This is a genomic window from Pseudocitrobacter sp. CD920760 (genome assembly GCF_057782505.1).
The window spans coordinates 5,104,800-5,121,630 of record NZ_CM173490.1 but is presented as its reverse complement, the minus strand read 5'-3'; the positions used below and the strand labels follow the sequence as shown (position 1 = coordinate 5,121,630).

At 49.8% G+C, this 16,831-nt stretch carries 14 protein-coding genes; 12 read left to right on the top strand and 2 right to left on the bottom strand.

Annotated features, from left to right (window positions below):
• The first annotated feature begins 83 nt into the window (after positions 1-83).
• The 5 genes from silB (at position 84) to AC1MKH_RS24125 (ending at position 7,862) form a co-directional block, all read left to right on the top strand.
• The gene (gene silB / locus AC1MKH_RS24145; protein ID WP_253897201.1) at positions 84-1,376 is read left to right on the top strand and encodes a Cu(+)/Ag(+) efflux RND transporter periplasmic adaptor subunit SilB; all 1,293 of its coding nucleotides are present in this window, start codon (positions 84-86) and stop codon (positions 1,374-1,376) included.
• A 10-nt stretch (positions 1,377-1,386) separates the two neighbouring features.
• Positions 1,387-4,533: a Cu(+)/Ag(+) efflux RND transporter permease subunit SilA gene (silA, locus tag AC1MKH_RS24140; RefSeq protein WP_253897202.1), complete on the top strand. Its 3,147-nt coding sequence runs from the start codon at positions 1,387-1,389 to the stop codon at positions 4,531-4,533.
• 85 nt (positions 4,534-4,618) lie between these two features.
• Positions 4,619-5,059 (top strand): DUF411 domain-containing protein, encoded by a 441-nt coding sequence (locus AC1MKH_RS24135; protein WP_253897203.1) that lies wholly within the window; start codon positions 4,619-4,621, stop codon positions 5,057-5,059.
• Between the two features lie 97 nt (positions 5,060-5,156).
• On the top strand, positions 5,157-7,625 hold the full coding sequence (gene silP / locus AC1MKH_RS24130) for an Ag(+)-translocating P-type ATPase SilP (RefSeq protein ID WP_253897204.1): 2,469 nt from the start codon (positions 5,157-5,159) through the stop codon (positions 7,623-7,625).
• A gap of 39 nt (positions 7,626-7,664) precedes the next feature.
• Entirely contained in the window at positions 7,665-7,862 is a 198-nt protein-coding gene (locus AC1MKH_RS24125; protein ID WP_000843494.1) for a DUF2933 domain-containing protein, read from the top strand.
• 33 nt (positions 7,863-7,895) lie between these two features.
• Here the strand turns inward: AC1MKH_RS24125 and AC1MKH_RS24120 are convergent, their stop codons facing one another.
• Together AC1MKH_RS24120 and AC1MKH_RS24115 are read right to left on the bottom strand one after the other, a co-directional pair.
• Positions 7,896-8,633 (bottom strand): peptidoglycan DD-metalloendopeptidase family protein, encoded by a 738-nt coding sequence (locus AC1MKH_RS24120; RefSeq protein WP_253897205.1) that lies wholly within the window; start codon positions 8,631-8,633, stop codon positions 7,896-7,898.
• A gap of 288 nt (positions 8,634-8,921) precedes the next feature.
• Positions 8,922-9,371, bottom strand: coding sequence for a copper resistance protein (locus AC1MKH_RS24115; protein WP_276219163.1), 450 nt, complete (start codon positions 9,369-9,371; stop codon positions 8,922-8,924).
• A gap of 234 nt (positions 9,372-9,605) precedes the next feature.
• On the opposite strand from AC1MKH_RS24115, the gene pcoA reads away from it, so the two are divergent.
• The 7 genes from pcoA (at position 9,606) to AC1MKH_RS24080 (ending at position 16,456) form a co-directional block, all read left to right on the top strand.
• Positions 9,606-11,423 carry a multicopper oxidase PcoA gene (pcoA, locus tag AC1MKH_RS24110; RefSeq protein ID WP_276219162.1) on the top strand — a complete coding sequence of 606 codons (1,818 nt, stop codon included), beginning with the start codon at positions 9,606-9,608 and terminating at the stop codon, positions 11,421-11,423.
• Between the two features lie 5 nt (positions 11,424-11,428).
• Positions 11,429-12,319, top strand: a complete 891-nt coding sequence (gene pcoB / locus AC1MKH_RS24105) for a copper resistance outer membrane transporter PcoB (RefSeq protein ID WP_253897207.1) — start codon at positions 11,429-11,431, stop codon at positions 12,317-12,319.
• Positions 12,320-12,358: 39 nt separating this feature from the next.
• The gene (gene pcoC, locus AC1MKH_RS24100; protein ID WP_253897208.1) at positions 12,359-12,739 is read left to right on the top strand and encodes a copper resistance system metallochaperone PcoC; all 381 of its coding nucleotides are present in this window, start codon (positions 12,359-12,361) and stop codon (positions 12,737-12,739) included.
• Positions 12,740-12,794: 55 nt separating this feature from the next.
• Entirely contained in the window at positions 12,795-13,673 is an 879-nt protein-coding gene (gene pcoD, locus AC1MKH_RS24095) for a copper resistance inner membrane protein PcoD (RefSeq protein WP_327621812.1), read from the top strand.
• Between the two features lie 54 nt (positions 13,674-13,727).
• Positions 13,728-14,408, top strand: a complete 681-nt coding sequence (pcoR, locus tag AC1MKH_RS24090) for a copper response regulator transcription factor PcoR (RefSeq protein WP_061284930.1) — start codon at positions 13,728-13,730, stop codon at positions 14,406-14,408.
• On the top strand, positions 14,405-15,805 hold the full coding sequence (pcoS, locus tag AC1MKH_RS24085; protein WP_276219160.1) for a copper resistance membrane spanning protein PcoS: 1,401 nt from the start codon (positions 14,405-14,407) through the stop codon (positions 15,803-15,805). Before pcoR ends, pcoS begins: the two co-directional genes overlap by 4 nt.
• A gap of 216 nt (positions 15,806-16,021) precedes the next feature.
• Positions 16,022-16,456 (top strand): copper-binding protein, encoded by a 435-nt coding sequence (locus tag AC1MKH_RS24080; RefSeq protein ID WP_253897210.1) that lies wholly within the window; start codon positions 16,022-16,024, stop codon positions 16,454-16,456.
• Positions 16,457-16,831 lie beyond the last annotated feature (375 nt).

The window sequence follows — 16,831 nt, the reverse complement described above, 5'->3', positions numbered from 1 at the left end:
GCCTGAACATTCATTATGGGATCACTGTGAATGAATGATCGGGCGCATATGCCAGGTGTTTTGATTTTTCAGCGAGAAATTGTATGGCTTCTTTAAAGATAAAATATGCTGCAATAATTATCAGCAGCCTCATAGCAGGAGGGCTGATATCGGTTACTGCCTGGCAGTATGTAAACTCATCACAAAAAACAGTACAAACAGAACAAAAGGCACCGGAGAAAAAGGTACTTTTCTGGTATGATCCGATGAAACCGGATACCAAATTTGATAAACCCGGAAAATCTCCCTTTATGGATATGGACCTGGTGCCAAAATATGCTGATGAAAGTGGCGATAAAAGCAGTAGCGGGATCCGCATTAACCCAACTCAGGTTCAGAACCTGGGATTAAAAACACAAAAAGTCGCTCGTGGAGCACTGAATTACTCCCAGACTATTCCGGCTAACGTCAGTTATAACGAATATCAGTTTGTCATTGTACAGGCGCGTTCTGACGGTTTTGTCGAAAAAGTGTATCCCCTGACGATTGGCGATCATGTAAAGAAAGGCACTCCGCTTATCGATATCACCATTCCTGAATGGGTTGAGGCACAAAGTGAGTTCCTGCTGTTATCCGGTACCGGTGGAACGCCAACGCAAACCCGAGGCGTTCTTGAACGGCTTCGCCTGGCCGGTATGCCGGAAGAGGATATTCAAAGGCTGCGTTCAACCCGTACAATCCAGACCCGTTTTACCATTAAAGCACCTATTGATGGTGTCATTACTGCATTTGACCTGCGCACCGGCATGAATATTTCGAAAGATAAGGTGGTGGCTCAGATTCAGGGGATGGACCCGGTCTGGATCAGCGCTGCAGTGCCGGAATCTATCGCCTATCTGCTGAAAGATACGTCGCAATTTGAAATTTCGGTACCGGCTTATCCGGATAAAACATTCCATGTCGAAAAATGGAACATTCTTCCCAGCGTGGATCAGACAACCCGTACGCTTCAGGTCCGTCTCCAGGTTTCTAATAAGGATGAGTTTCTTAAGCCGGGCATGAATGCCTACCTGAAACTGAATACCCAAAGCCAGGAAATGTTGCTGATACCAAGCCAGGCCGTTATCGATACCGGCAAAGAACAGCGCGTGATTACGGTCGATGATGAAGGCCATTTTGTGCCAAAACAGATCCACGTTTTGCATGAATCACAGCAACAGTCCGGCATTGGTTCCGGCCTGAATGAAGGGGATAACGTGGTAGTCAGCGGCCTGTTCCTCATTGACTCTGAAGCCAATATTACGGGCGCGCTGGAACGTATGCGTAATCCTGAAAAAGCAGAAAACAGTTTGCCAGTAATGCCTGAGCAGCCTGCAAATATGCATTCAGGACACTGAGGAGACGACGATGATTGAATGGATTATCCGGCGCTCTGTCGCCAACCGTTTCCTGGTCATGATGGGTGCCCTGTTTCTCAGCATCTGGGGCACATGGACGATTATTAACACGCCGGTTGATGCCCTGCCTGACCTGTCAGATGTGCAGGTAATCATTAAAACCAGCTATCCCGGCCAGGCTCCTCAGATTGTTGAAAACCAGGTCACCTATCCGCTCACGACTACCATGCTGTCGGTGCCGGGCGCAAAGACCGTGCGCGGTTTTTCTCAGTTCGGTGACTCTTATGTGTATGTCATTTTTGAAGATGGAACAGATCTGTACTGGGCCCGCTCGCGCGTGCTGGAATATCTTAATCAGGTTCAGGGTAAACTTCCTGCCGGCGTAAGTTCAGAAATCGGTCCAGATGCCACAGGCGTGGGCTGGATATTTGAATATGCGTTGGTTGATCACAGCGGGAAACACGACCTTTCAGAACTGCGCTCTCTGCAGGACTGGTTCCTGAAATTTGAACTGAAAACCATTCCGAACGTGGCTGAGGTCGCTTCGGTTGGCGGCGTGGTGAAACAGTATCAGATCCAGGTTAATCCGGAGAAATTGTCCCAGTACAGTGTCAGCCTGCCTGAAGTTAAACAGGCTCTTGGATCGTCTAACCAGGAGGCCGGTGGTTCGTCCGTTGAAATTGCAGAAGCAGAGTACATGGTCCGTGCCAGCGGATATCTTCAGTCCATTGATGATTTTAATAATATTGTTCTGAAAACAGGCGAGAACGGTGTACCGGTTTATCTGCGTGATGTCGCTCGCGTACAGATCGGGCCAGAAATGCGGCGCGGGATAGCAGAGCTTAATGGTCAGGGAGAAGTTGCCGGCGGCGTGGTGATTCTGCGGTCGGGTAAAAATGCGCGAGACGTTATCACAGCAGTAAAAGACAAACTGGAAACGTTGAAGGCCAGCCTGCCTGAGGGGGTCGAAATCGTGACCACCTACGATCGCAGTCAGCTTATCGACAGGTCAATTGACAATCTCAGTTATAAGCTCCTTGAAGAGTTCATCGTTGTTGCCATTGTCTGTGCCCTGTTCCTCTGGCATGTTCGTTCTGCCCTGGTGGCAATTATTTCTCTGCCACTTGGCCTGTGTATCGCCTTTATCGTCATGCACTTCCAGGGACTGAACGCCAATATTATGTCGTTGGGAGGGATAGCCATTGCCGTCGGCGCAATGGTGGATGCCGCTATTGTCATGATTGAAAATGCGCACAAACGGCTGGAGGAGTGGGATCATCAACATCCAGGAGAGCAGATTGATAACGCCACCCGCTGGAAAGTCATTACTGACGCCTCCGTGGAAGTGGGACCTGCACTGTTCATCAGTCTGCTGATTATCACCCTTTCGTTCATTCCTATCTTTACCCTTGAAGGACAGGAAGGGCGTCTGTTTGGCCCGCTGGCGTTCACGAAAACCTATTCCATGGCAGGAGCGGCCGCGCTGGCTATTATCGTCATTCCTATTCTGATGGGATTCTGGATCCGCGGGAAAATCCCTGCCGAGACCAGTAACCCCCTCAACCGGATGCTGATTAAAGCGTATCATCCGTTGCTGTTACGGGTATTGCACTGGCCAAAAGCAACCCTGCTGGTTGCGGCCTTGTCCATCTTCACGGTTATCTGGCCACTGAGCCAGGTCGGCGGTGAGTTTTTGCCGAAGATCAACGAAGGTGACCTGCTGTATATGCCGTCAACGTTGCCAGGCGTCTCTCCGGCGGAAGCAGCGGCGCTACTGCAGACCACGGATAAGTTAATCAAAACCGTTCCTGAAGTGGCCTCTGTATTTGGCAAGACCGGTAAGGCAGAGACCGCAACGGATTCCGCGCCACTCGAAATGGTGGAAACCACCATTCAGCTGAAACCTGAGGATCAGTGGCGGCCAGGCATGACTATTGACAAGATTATCGACGAACTTGATAAGACCGTCCGTCTGCCTGGTCTGGCTAACCTCTGGGTGCCGCCAATTCGTAACCGTATTGATATGCTCTCTACCGGTATCAAAAGCCCGATAGGTATCAAGGTATCCGGGACTGTTCTGTCCGATATCGATGCGACGGCACTGAGTATCGAAGCGGTAGCCAAAACCGTGCCGGGCGTGGTTTCTGCTCTCGCTGAACGTCTGGAGGGTGGGCGCTACATTGACATCGATATTAACCGTGAGAAAGCCTCCCGCTATGGAATGACTGTAGGAGATGTTCAGCTGTTCGTCTCCTCAGCTATAGGTGGCGCAATGGTAGGTGAAACCGTTGAAGGTGTGGCCCGGTACCCAATCAATATCCGCTACCCGCAGGATTACCGGAATAGCCCTCTGGCTCTGAAACAAATGCCAATCCTGACGCCAATGAAGCAACAAATCACGTTGGGAGATGTTGCTGACGTTAAAGTAGTTTCCGGGCCAACCATGCTGAAAACGGAAAACGCCCGACCAGCCAGCTGGATTTATATCGATGCACGCGACAGGGATATGGTGTCGGTGGTCAATGATATTAAGACAGCTATCAGTCAGAAAGTGAAACTGAAACCAGGTACCAGCGTGTCATTCTCCGGACAGTTTGAATTACTTGAACACGCCAACAAGAAACTGAAACTGATGGTGCCGATGACGGTGATGATCATTTTCATCCTGTTATATCTGGCATTCCGTCGGGTTGATGAGGCCTTACTTATCCTGATGAGTCTGCCGTTCGCCCTGGTTGGCGGGATATGGTTCCTGTACTGGCAGGGCTTCCATATGTCAGTCGCAACCGGAACCGGGTTTATCGCCCTGACCGGTGTGGCAGCAGAGTTTGGCGTGGTCATGCTGATGTATCTGCGTCATGCCATTGAAGCGCATCCGGAACTGTCAAACAAAGAAACGTTCACACCGGAAGGTCTTGATGAAGCCCTTTATCATGGTGCCGTGCTGCGTGTCCGGCCGAAAGCCATGACCGTGGCGGTGATCATCGCGGGTCTGCTGCCGATACTCTGGGGAACCGGCGCAGGTTCAGAAGTCATGAGCCGTATTGCGGCCCCCATGATTGGTGGGATGATCACGGCTCCGCTGCTGTCCCTGTTCATTATACCTGCCGCCTATAAACTCATCTGGCTGCGCAGACATAAAAAGAGCGTGTCATAACCCTGAAAGGGCACCCCTGCGGGTGTCCTTTTGCATAAATTCACCCTGACGTCAGGGTTTATATCGATAACATACAGAGGTGAGTATGAAAAAAATAATTTTAATGACCCTGGCTTTTGGCCTTTCACTGCCCGCGATGGCGAGTGAAAAAGTGATTGATATGTATAAATCTGAAAACTGTGGATGCTGTTCCCTGTGGGGTAAGGCGATGGAAAATGACGGGTTTGAGGTGCGGACCCACGTCATGAATGATCAGGCTCTGTCAGCCCTGAAAGAAAAATATGCTGTTCCTGCTGGACTGAGAAGCTGTCATACCGCGGTTGCTGGTAATTTGATCATTGAAGGCCATGTGCCTGCAGCCACGATACATAAGGCAATGCAGTCTGGTTCAGGGATTTATGGCCTTGCCACCCCCGGCATGCCTGCGGGGAGCCCGGGAATGGAGATGGGGGCCCGTAAAGAGGCTTACGATGTTATCGCATTCTCACCGGAGGGCAGTAAAAAGGTCTTCCAGCGAATCGAATAGTCAGCGGAACGGCTGATAACGGGACGCCGGCAGCAGGCACTCCTGTGCCGGCGACATTCGTGGTAATCGCATCCATGACATAACCTGAATACAGAAGATGCTTCAGGTTTGCATAAGGAGAGTTACTGTGAAAAATGACAATGCAGTGCAACACAACAACCAGACTGCTTCTGAACAGACATTATCCCCGGACGAGAGTCACGTATTGCATAAGGTGAGAGATCCCGTGTGCGGGATGGAAATCCTGCCCGACAAGACGCACAGCAGCATTCGATACCAGGAGCATCAGCTTTATTTCTGCTCCGCCAGCTGTGAGAGTAAATTTAAAGCCCATCCCGATCGTTATCTTACAGAAGATGCCAGTGAACATTCCCATCACCATCACCACGAAGTCATCCCTGATCAGATAAAACAGCCTCACCACCAGGCGGAGAACGATATTTCTGAAGGTGTGTGGACATGTCCGATGCACCCGGAGATACGCCGCAGTGGTCCCGGAAGCTGTCCTGTCTGTGGAATGGCACTGGAACCGCTCGTAGCCACGGCATCCACGGGGCCGAGTGATGAACTTCGCGACATGACAAGACGCTTCTGGCTGGGGTTGTTGCTGGCGTTTCCGGTTCTGATACTCGAAATGGGATCTCATCTGTTTCCCGCTTTGAGGAATACAGTATCACCACAGTACAACACATGGCTGCAGCTGCTTCTGGCCTCTCCTGTCGTGTTGTGGTGTGGCTGGCCATTTTTCGCCCGGGCCGGAATGTCGTTACGTAACCGCTCCCTGAATATGTTTACCCTTGTTGCTATGGGGACCGGCGTAGCCTGGGTTTACAGCGTCATTGCAACCGTCTTCCCCTCCTGGTTTCCTGCATCGTTCAGAAACATGGATGGCCTGGTGGCCGTTTATTTTGAAGCCGCGGCAGTAATTACGGTGCTTGTATTGCTGGGACAGGTTCTTGAGCTGCGGGCACGGGAACAAACCTCAGGTGCCATTACTGCGCTTCTGAACCTTGCCCCCAAAACCGCCAGGCGGCTGGATCATGACGGTCATGAAACGGATATTAATGCGGAAGATGTCCTGCCTGGCGATAAGCTCCGCATCAGACCTGGAGAGAGTATTCCGGTCGACGGTATCGTGGTCGAAGGCAAAACAACCGTGGATGAATCGATGGTGACCGGGGAGTCTATGCCGGTTACCAAAACGGAGGGTGAACCCGTCATTGGGGGGACGATTAATCAGACAGGTAGTCTTATCATCCGTGCAGAGAAAGTCGGTGATGAAACGATGCTCTCACGAATTGTTCAGATGGTCGCTGATGCACAGCGTTCGCGGGCCCCCATCCAGAGAATGGCTGACAGCGTTTCAGGCTGGTTTGTTCCTCTGGTGATACTTATCGCGGTTGTTGCTTTCATGATCTGGTCTGTCTGGGGGCCCGAGCCCAGGATGGCGCACGGTCTCATTGCGGCTGTGTCGGTCCTGATTATTGCCTGTCCCTGCGCGCTGGGGCTGGCCACGCCGATGTCGATAATGGTGGGGGTGGGCAAAGGAGCCCAGGCCGGGGTGTTAATTAAGAATGCCGAAGCCCTTGAGCGTCTTGAAAAAGTGGACACGCTGGTTGTCGACAAAACAGGCACGCTCACGGAAGGTTCGCCGACGGTGACAGGGATTATCAGTCTCAATCCGGGTGGGGAAACATCTCTTTTGCGTGTAACGGCCGCAGTGGAAAAAGGCTCGCAGCATCCGCTGGGTATGGCAGTAGTTAAAGCAGCGCAGGAAAAGGGGATCGCAATACCCGCAGTCACTCATTTCGATGCGCCGTCGGGTAAAGGTGTCACAGGCGATGTCGAAGGTCAATGGGTTGTTATTGGTAATGAACTGGCTATGCAGGAAAACAGTATCGTTATTGAAAATCAAAAGGCCATTGCGGATACGTTGCGGATGGAAGGCGCTACCGTTATCTATGTGGCCACGGACGGGGACCTTGCAGGCCTGATAGCTATCTCGGATCCCGTGAAAGCATCCACGCCGGATGCGCTTAAAGCGTTGCGTCAGGCGGGGATCCGCATTGTTATGCTCACCGGGGATAACCAGCTTACTGCTGAAGCAGTCGCACGGAAACTGGGAATAGATGAGGTTGAAGCAGGGATTCTGCCGGATGGCAAAAAAGCAGTGATAACCCGACTGAAAGAGTCTGGCCATGTGGTTGCGATGGCCGGAGACGGTGTGAATGATGCCCCGGCTCTGGCAGCGGCTGACGTGGGTATAGCCATGGGAACGGGTACAGATGTGGCAATTGAAAGTGCCGGAGTCACCCTTCTCAAAGGCGACCTGATGATACTGAACAGGGCCCGTCATCTGTCAGAGATCACCATGAAAAATATCCGACAGAATCTGTTTTTTGCATTTATCTACAACGCACTTGGTGTGCCTGTGGCTGCAGGTCTGCTTTATCCTGTGTATGGAATACTGCTGTCGCCAGTTATTGCGGCGGCGGCCATGGCTCTTTCTTCCGTCAGCGTCATTGTGAATGCGTTGCGTCTGAAAAGTGTCAGGCTCGGGAAATAACACTGGTGAAGGGGTTGTTACGAACAGAAGGAGTCCAGTATGAAAAGTACCACCTATGCGCTTATTGCTGTCGCCGCGATCGCGGCATTTGCCCTCCTGCGCGAACACTGGTCACATGTGGCAGGTTACTGGCCATATCTGTTATTGCTGGTCTGCCCGCTAATGCATCTTTTCCACGGCCACGGAGGGCATGGAGATCATCAACATCACGGAAGTGAAAACGATAAAAAAAATTAATCCGGCAAACGGGGCCGCGTCGCGGTCCCGTTATCAGTCCAGGTATCGTTCGTAGTCTCTGGCATGCGCAAAGGCATGCTGTTCAAGTTTGTTATCAGCGGGTGCCGCTGCCCGGAACGCCAGTGAGTTAACAGGATTGTTATTGATGACCAGCTCGTAATGCAGATGAGGACCGGATGAACGTCCACTGTTACCGGATAACGCAATAGCGCCTCCCCGGGTAACCCTGGCCCCTTTGGTAACGAGTATTTTATTGAGGTGGAGATAGCGAGTTTTAACACCGGCTTTTCCCGTTACTTCAACAAAATATCCCATGGTACTGTTGTATTCGGCCCGGGTGATTTTTCCGTCGATGACACTGACTATTTTTGTGTTCATGGGCATGGAATAATCAATGCCATTATGGGGACTCACTTTTCCCGATACAGGGTTAAGTCTTGCAGGATTGAAAGGCGAGCTGAGTCTTGCTGCGGCTGGTAACGGATAATCGAGACTGCCTTTCCCGGAAGTATCGGAAAGGTTATAGAACTTTTTGTCTGATATACGATACGCCGTGTAATTAAATGAACCGGACGTAAATTTATAGGCCACTACACGTGATTTTCCCGCTTTCTTTTGCAGTACGAGTTTTAATGATTCATTTTTTTTCAAATGCCGAAGATTAAACCGGGAAGGCAAAGAGCGCTGAAGGATAGCGATCTCGTTCGATTCCAGCCCCGAGCGCGTGGCTGAAAGGTAAGCATTTTCTTTTACGACATCGGTAGAATACATTTACTGGAATTCGCCGTTAGCATGAACACTGCGGCGTATGCTAGGGGTTTTCAGGAGGCGTGTCATCTGTCAGTTAATCGGGAGCACCGTTGATGGTCGTCATTTTTGTAACATATCTTGTTTCCCGTTTGCTCCTGAAGCTCTGGGAACTGTATGACCAGCCCGACGGTGATGATTAACGGGTCTGAAACAGGTTACGGCAGAGCAATATGAGGCTCATGTCCTGCGACGTAACCCGTCAGTGAAGCCCTGCTGCGCACCTGACGCTAAGCACTAACTCGCCTGCCGTTACCTGGACGAATAAAGGCCGCGAAGCTTTCTTGCCTGCGTCTGATGAGCTTCCGCACCGGCATTATTGACCTGCTCATGCACGAGGGCGGCTTTCTCTCCGGCATTCAGTTCGTTAAAAGAAGAAGAGGAGGTCTTTGAATTTGCACCACTGTCGGACAGCATTTTTTTATGTTCCTCAATCATTTTCTGATGTGCATAGGACGCGCTGTTGTTCATAAATGAATGAGCAACAATGGCCCTTTCATGTTCATTCATTTCAGAGAATGAGGGCGTGCTGTTTTTATTAATCATGTCCGGCAAATTTTCATGCGTCGAGGAATTCACATGACTGACGGCTGAGGCATTATTAACAAATCGATGTGCTTCATGGGCAATATCACTGGACTGAGCAAAAGCTGCCCCACAAAATAAAGCTGTAAACGCAGTGGTTGTGATTAATATATTCATGTGTAATTACCTTCTGAGGTACATAAAAGATGTCCTTACGATCATATATAAAAATAATCAACCTGTGGGGAAGATGACGTAAATGTAATACAGCTATGTACATTACACGATTGTAATGAATTTGTTTCTTAAGGTGTGCTAGCTTCATTTCATTGTAAGAGGATGAACCAGTAATTTAATTTAAATCGGTTCTCGAATTCTGTCAGTAACCATACTTTAAATAAGGGAACGCGCATGCTGTTGAAAACGTCTCGACGAACTTTCCTGAAGGGGTTAACCCTCTCTGGCGTAGCCGGAAGTCTTGGCGTATGGAGTTTCAATGCGCGTTCCAGTCTGAGCCTGCCAGTTGCCGCATCCCTGCAGGGTACTCAGTTTGACCTGACCATTGGTGAAACGGCCGTCAATATCACGGGCAGTGAGCGTCAGGCCAAAACAATCAATGGAGGCCTGCCGGGGCCCGTTCTTCGCTGGAAAGAAGGTGACACCATTACCCTGAAGGTCAAAAACCGTCTTAATGAACAGACGTCCATTCACTGGCACGGCATTATTCTTCCGGCCAATATGGATGGTGTTCCGGGGCTGAGTTTTATGGGCATAGAGCCTGATGATACCTACGCTTACACCTTTAAGGTTAAGCAGAACGGGACTTACTGGTACCACAGCCATTCCGGTCTGCAGGAACAGGAGGGGGTATACGGTGCCATTATCATCGATGCCAGGGAGCCAGAACCGTTTGCTTACGATCGTGAGCATGTGGTCATGTTGTCTGACTGGACCGATGAAAATCCTCACAGCCTGCTGAAAAAATTAAAAAAACAGTCGGATTACTACAATTTCAATAAACCAACCGTTGGCTCTTTTTTCCGTGACGTGAATACCCGGGGGCTGTCAGCCACCATTGCCGATCGGAAAATGTGGGCTGAAATGAAAATGAATCCGACTGACCTCGCGGATGTCAGTGGCTACACCTACACCTATCTCATGAACGGGCAGGCCCCGCTGAAAAACTGGACCGGACTGTTCCGTCCCGCTGAAAAGATACGCTTACGGTTTATCAACGGCTCGGCGATGACCTATTTCGATATCCGTATCCCCGGGCTGAAAATGACGGTCGTGGCTGCAGATGGCCAGTATGTAAACCCGGTTACCGTTGACGAATTCAGGATTGCCGTTGCCGAAACCTATGATGTCATTGTGGAGCCTCAGGGTGAGGCCTATACCATCTTCGCACAATCCATGGACAGGACCGGTTACGCTCGGGGGACACTGGCCACGAGAGAGGGGTTAAGTGCTGCCGTTCCCGCCCTCGATCCCCGCCCTCTGTTGACCATGGAAGATATGGGTATGGGAGGAATGGGACATGATATGGCAGGAATGGACCACAGCCAGATGGGAGGCATGGATAACAGCGGAGAGATGATGTCTATGGACGGTGCTGACCTTCCGGATAGCGGGACATCCTCCGCGCCCATGGATCACAGTAGCATGGCCGGTATGAATCATTCCCAGATGGCCGGAATGCCGGGTATGCAAAGTCATCCTGCGTCAGAAACGGATAACCCACTGGTTGATATGCAGGCGATGAGCGTCTCTCCGAAATTAAACGATCCGGGTATTGGTCTTCGAAATAACGGAAGAAAGGTTCTCACGTACGCGGATTTGAAAAGCCGCTTTGAGGATCCTGACGGACGTGAACCTGGCCGCACTATAGAACTGCATTTAACCGGCCACATGGAAAAGTTTGCCTGGTCATTTAACGGAATCAAGTTTTCAGATGCCGCACCGGTGCTGCTGAAATACGGTGAGCGGCTCAGGATCACGCTGATCAACGATACCATGATGACTCACCCCATTCACCTGCATGGTATGTGGAGCGATCTGGAAGATGAAAACGGTAATTTCATGGTTCGTAAACACACAATAGATGTTCCCCCTGGTACAAAACGCAGTTACAGAGTGACAGCAGATGCACTTGGACGCTGGGCGTATCACTGCCATTTGCTCTATCACATGGAAATGGGAATGTTTCGTGAAGTCCGGGTGGAGGAATGATGCGAATGAAGAGAAATTTGAAGGCCATACCTGTTCTGGTCGCCGGTTTGTTTACCTCACAGCTTTCTATTGCGGCGGGCTTCGTCTCTGCAGATCCCCACGCCGGGCACGACATGTCTGCCATGCAGATGCCAGCAGATGAGAATTTCACTGAGATGACGTCAATGGAGCCCATTGTAACCGAGAGCAGAACGCCAATTCCGCCTGTTACCGATGCCGACCGGAAGGCTGCATTCGGCAATTTACAGGGGCATGCGATTCACGACAGTGCGATTAATTATCTGGTTCTGCTGGATCAACTGGAATGGCAACGGTCGGATAACACCAACAATTTCAGCTGGAGTGTTAACAGCTGGATTGGAGGCGACACAGACCGGCTTTGGCTAAAGAGCGAAGGCGAACGAAGCAATGGGGAAACGGAGGCGGCTGAAGCGCAGTTACTCTGGGGACATGCGGTTGGCCCCTGGTGGGATTTGGTTGCGGGTGTCAGGCAGGATTTCAGACCTGCTTCTGCCCAGACCTGGGCTGCTGTCGGTTTTCAGGGGCTGGCACTCTATAATTTTGAATCTGAAATTACGGGGTTTGTCAGTAATGGCGGAAAAGCAGCCCTTCGTCTGGGAGGAGAATACGACGTTTTACTGACTAACCGGCTCATACTCCAGCCATCCTATGAGGTGAATTTCTACAGTCAGGATGATGAATCGCGGGGTCGCGGCAGGGGACTGACTGACACAGAACTGGGGCTCCGGCTGCGCTATGAAATACGCCGTGAGTTTGCACCCTATATAGGCGTTTCCTGGAATCAACTTTACGGGAAAACATCCGATATGGCGAAAAGAGAAGGTGAGAAAGACCATCAGGTAGTATTCCTGGCGGGAGCCAGAATCTGGTTTTAACGCACCGATATAAAACACTCAACTAAACAGGTAAATAAAATGTCGATTTTAAATAAAGCCATTCTTACAGGTGGCCTCGTTATGGGCGTTGCTTTCTCTGCTATGGCCCATCCTGAATTAAAAAGTTCTGTCCCGCAGGCAGATTCAGCCATAGCGGCCCCGGAAAAGATCCAGCTTAATTTCACAGAAGATCTGACTGTGAAATTCTCAGGGGCTAAATTAACAATGACCGGGATGAAAGGCATGTCATCCCATTCGCCAATGCCAGTCGCGGCAAAAGTGGCACCAGGTGCTGACCCTAAATCAATGGTCATTATCCCACGAGAACCTCTGCCAGCCGGCACTTATCGTGTTGACTGGCGCGCGGTTTCTGCAGATACACACCCTATTACCGGCAATTACACTTTTACAGTGAAGTAATATTATGAACGACCTGATTATGATTGTTATTCGTTTTCTTCTTTATCTTGATTTGATGGTAATATTTGGATTGCCATTTTTTCAGATATATGGAATAAGCAGTGTCAGACATGAAACGTATAACCTGACTAATTTCAGGTCGTTTATAACCTTTGCTGTTGTTGCAGGCATCATTCTTACTGGCATTAATATGCTCCTGGTATCTAATGCCATGAGCGGAGTAACTGATCTCAGAGAATTATCTATCCATATTATCGAGATGGTGATAGAAGAAACGGATGTAGGTATTAGCTGGATTGTCAGACTCTGTGCCCTGTTTACCACTCTCGGTGCTTTGTTCCTTTACACTAATAAGAGAGTATTGTCCTGCCTGCTGATGACGATGAGTGGGGGCGTGGCGCTGGCTACACTTGCCTGGGGAGGACACGCCGTCATGCATGACGGTCTGCATTACTATCTCCATTTACTGAGCGATCTGACTCATCTCGGCGCTGCAGGTGCCTGGACAGGTGCTCTGGTTGCATTTGCTATCCTGCTGATGCGCAGAAACGCGCATAATGCACAGAGCGTCATTGTGATATCTGACTCCCTGGCAAAATTTGCCACGGCAGGTACGGTGATTGTTGTAGCCCTGATCCTGAGTGCGCTGGTCAACTATCTGTATATTGCTGAGGGTAACTTAAACCCCTTATTCAACAGCTCCTGGGGGGGGATATTGCTTGCTAAGACGGCTCTGTTTGTTCTGATGCTTCTTCTGGCTGCAGCAAACCGGTTTCACCTGGGTCCCCGGCTTGAAGTTATGGTCAGGGAAGGGAATTATGATCGCAGCGTTGCCCTGATGCGAAACAGCATCCTGACAGAATTCGTTGTTGCGATTATCATTCTGGGCGCCGTTGCGTGGCTCGGAATGCTTGCTCCGTCTCAGGTCAGCTAGGGGACAGCCAAAGCTCATGCGTGAGATTTTTACTTTCATATCAGCGAGTTGACCATGCAGCGTATTTTAATCGTTGAAGACGAACAAAAAACAGGTCGTTACCTGCAGCAGGGACTGATTGAGGAAGGCTATCAGGCCGATCTCTTTAATAATGGCCGCGATGGTCTCGGGGCCGCGTCGAAGGGACAGTATGATTTGATAATACTGGACGTGATGCTGCCTTTCCTCAACGGGTGGCAAATCATCAGCGCACTGAGGGAGTCCGGGCATGAAGAACCGGTCCTGTTTTTAACCGCAAAGGACAACGTGCGGGACAAAGTGAAAGGACTGGAGCTTGGCGCAGATGACTATCTGATTAAGCCCTTCGATTTTACAGAGCTTGTTGCACGTGTAAGAACCTTGCTGCGACGCGCCCGCTCGCAGGCCGCCACAGTTTGCACTATCGCCGATATGACCGTTGATATGGTGCGCCGGACCGTGATCCGTTCGGGGAAGAAGATCCATCTCACCGGTAAAGAATACGTTCTGCTTGAGTTGCTGCTGCAACGCACCGGAGAAGTGTTACCCAGGAGTCTTATCTCGTCCCTGGTCTGGAATATGAACTTTGACAGTGACACGAATGTGATTGATGTCGCCGTGAGACGCCTGAGAAGTAAAATTGATGATGACTTTGAGCCAAAACTGATCCATACCGTTCGTGGTGCCGGATATGTCCTGGAGATCAGAGAAGAGTGAGGTTCAAAATTTCCCTGACCACGCGCCTGAGCCTGATTTTTTCTGCAGTGATGCTTACGGTATGGTGGTTATCCAGTTTTATGCTGGTGAGCACCCTGAATGGCTATTTCGATAATCAGGACCGCGATTTTCTGACAGGTAAACTTCAGCTCACCGAAGAGTTTCTTAAAACAGAGACGTTCCGGAACAAAACGGATATTAAGTCATTATCAGAAAAAATAAACGATGCGATGGTAGGGCACAATGGTTTATTCATTTCTATAAAAAACATGGAAAATGAAAAAATTGTTGAACTTTATGCCAAAAATTCTGTTGTTCCAGCGGTCCTGCTTAATAAGTCGGGTGATATTCTCGACTATATGATCCAGACGGAAGAAAATAACACCGTGTACCGCAGTATCTCGCGGCGGGTTGCCGTGACGCCGGAACAGGGTAAAAGTAAACATTTCATCATTACGGTTGCCACGGATACTGGGTATCACACCCTGTTTATGGATAAGCTCAGTACCTGGCTGTTCTGGTTCAATATCGGTCTGGTCTTTATTTCTGTTTTTCTGGGCTGGCTGACCACACGTATTGGTCTGAAACCGTTACGGGAAATGACCAGTCTGGCTTCCTCCATGACCGTACACAGCCTTGATCAGCGTCTTAATCCCGATCTGGCTCCACCGGAAATCTCTGAGACCATGCAGGAATTCAATAACATGTTCGATCGCCTGGAGGGGTCATTTCGGAAACTGTCAGATTTCTCGTCTGACATCGCGCATGAGCTGCGCACACCAGTCAGTAATCTGATGATGCAGACGCAGTTTGCACTGGCTAAGGAAAGGGATGTTTCGCATTACCGCGAAATTTTATTCGCTAACCTAGAAGAACTGAAAAGGTTGTCACGAATGACCAGTGACATGCTTTTTCTGGCACGTTCAGAGCATGGTCTGCTGCAGCTGGATAAACATGATGTAGATCTGGCAGCCGAACTGAATGAATTACGTGAGTTATTCGAGCCCCTGTCAGACGAAACAGGAAAGACAATCACGGTTGAAGGAGAGGGCGTTGTTGCCGGAGACAGCGATATGCTGCGACGTGCTTTCAGTAACCTGCTTTCCAATGCAATCAAGTATTCTCCCGATAACACCTGTACAGCGATACACCTTGAGCGTGACAGTGACTGTGTGAACGTGATGATTACGAATACGATGTCTGGCCCGGTTCCCGCTAATCTGGAACGCCTGTTTGACCGGTTCTATCGCGCAGACTCATCTAGGGTCCACAATACGGAAGGTGCGGGGCTGGGATTATCAATTACAAGGTCGATCATTCATGCTCACGGCGGCGAGCTGTCAGCAGAACAGCAGGGGCGGGAAATTGTGTTCAGTGTGCGTCTGTTAACGGATTAATACTGTTATTCAGTAAAAATCCGGAAGGTGACAAAAATGTCATCATTTAGTCACGCGATAAACAGAGGCGGTTTTTTATAATCAGTCATAAATCAGGAGCAACGTGATAATTCAATCGCCCGGTTCCTGGCGTGATGATTAACCAGCCCTGAGATCAAATGCTTTCTCTGTTATAAGCATTGATTGTTCGGGTATGAAAACACCGGAGACCCAACCATGAAAAAAATTCTTGTATCCTTTATTGCCATGATGGCTGTCGCTTCATCTGCCTGGGCTGCAGAGACAATGAACATGCATGACCAGGTAAATAATGCCCAGGCGCCTGCCCATCAGATGCAGTCATCCGCTGAAAAAAGTGCAGTTCAGGGGGAGAGCATGAAAATGATGGATATGAGCGGTCACGATCAGGCCGCTATGTCCCATGAAATGATGCAAAACGGCAATTCTGCCGCCCATCAGGACATGGCTGAAATGCATAAAAAAATGATGAAAGCCAAACCTGAGAACACCCAAGAAACTGCTAAGCCATTTTCCGAAATGAGCGAGCATGAGAAAGCTGCTGTTGTGCATGAGAACGCGAAAAATGGCCAGTCTTCCGTTATTCATCAGCAGCAGGCGGAAAAGCATCGTAGCCAGGTTACCCAGAATTAACCCGCTGCTCCACTTGTCAGACCCTCATTTGATGCCGAAGTCACTGGTTTACGCTCCTTTCCGGGAGCGTTTTTTTGTAACATAAACCACTGTCATTGAGAATAAGCGTTGTTCCAGCACCGTCTAGCAGCTCCTGAAATTCCTGAGAGGATGCTGTGAGCCTCAAAAGTTAGACACCAGATCAAAAACTGAGGGCGTATGGCAAAATTTTCATTGGAATTCAAAAAGGAAGTGTCAGTGAAGTACCTGGAAGATGAGTTGAGTTTGAAATCTGTAGCCAGGATGTACGGCATCAGCCCCTGCACAGTAAGAAAATAGGTTTATGCCTACCGGGAGCATGGAATAGGCGTACTTACGGGTAAAGGTTCTGAACTT

Excerpts from the sequence above, each read along its gene's own strand:
- silB (WP_253897201.1), top strand. The coding sequence starts at position 84 with ATGGCTTCTTTAAAGATAAAATATGCTGCAATAATTATCAGCAGCCTC.
- silA (WP_253897202.1), top strand. The coding sequence starts at position 1,387 with ATGATTGAATGGATTATCCGGCGCTCTGTCGCCAACCGTTTCCTGGTC.
- AC1MKH_RS24135 (WP_253897203.1), top strand. The coding sequence starts at position 4,619 with ATGAAAAAAATAATTTTAATGACCCTGGCTTTTGGCCTTTCACTGCCC.
- silP (WP_253897204.1), top strand. The coding sequence starts at position 5,157 with ATGCTTCAGGTTTGCATAAGGAGAGTTACTGTGAAAAATGACAATGCA.
- AC1MKH_RS24125 (WP_000843494.1), top strand. The coding sequence starts at position 7,665 with ATGAAAAGTACCACCTATGCGCTTATTGCTGTCGCCGCGATCGCGGCA.
- AC1MKH_RS24120 (WP_253897205.1), bottom strand. The coding sequence starts at position 8,633 with ATGTATTCTACCGATGTCGTAAAAGAAAATGCTTACCTTTCAGCCACG.
- AC1MKH_RS24115 (WP_276219163.1), bottom strand. The coding sequence starts at position 9,371 with ATGAATATATTAATCACAACCACTGCGTTTACAGCTTTATTTTGTGGG.
- pcoA (WP_276219162.1), top strand. The coding sequence starts at position 9,606 with ATGCTGTTGAAAACGTCTCGACGAACTTTCCTGAAGGGGTTAACCCTC.
- pcoB (WP_253897207.1), top strand. The coding sequence starts at position 11,429 with ATGAAGAGAAATTTGAAGGCCATACCTGTTCTGGTCGCCGGTTTGTTT.
- pcoC (WP_253897208.1), top strand. The coding sequence starts at position 12,359 with ATGTCGATTTTAAATAAAGCCATTCTTACAGGTGGCCTCGTTATGGGC.
- pcoD (WP_327621812.1), top strand. The coding sequence starts at position 12,795 with ATGGTAATATTTGGATTGCCATTTTTTCAGATATATGGAATAAGCAGT.
- pcoR (WP_061284930.1), top strand. The coding sequence starts at position 13,728 with ATGCAGCGTATTTTAATCGTTGAAGACGAACAAAAAACAGGTCGTTAC.
- AC1MKH_RS24080 (WP_253897210.1), top strand. The coding sequence starts at position 16,022 with ATGAAAAAAATTCTTGTATCCTTTATTGCCATGATGGCTGTCGCTTCA.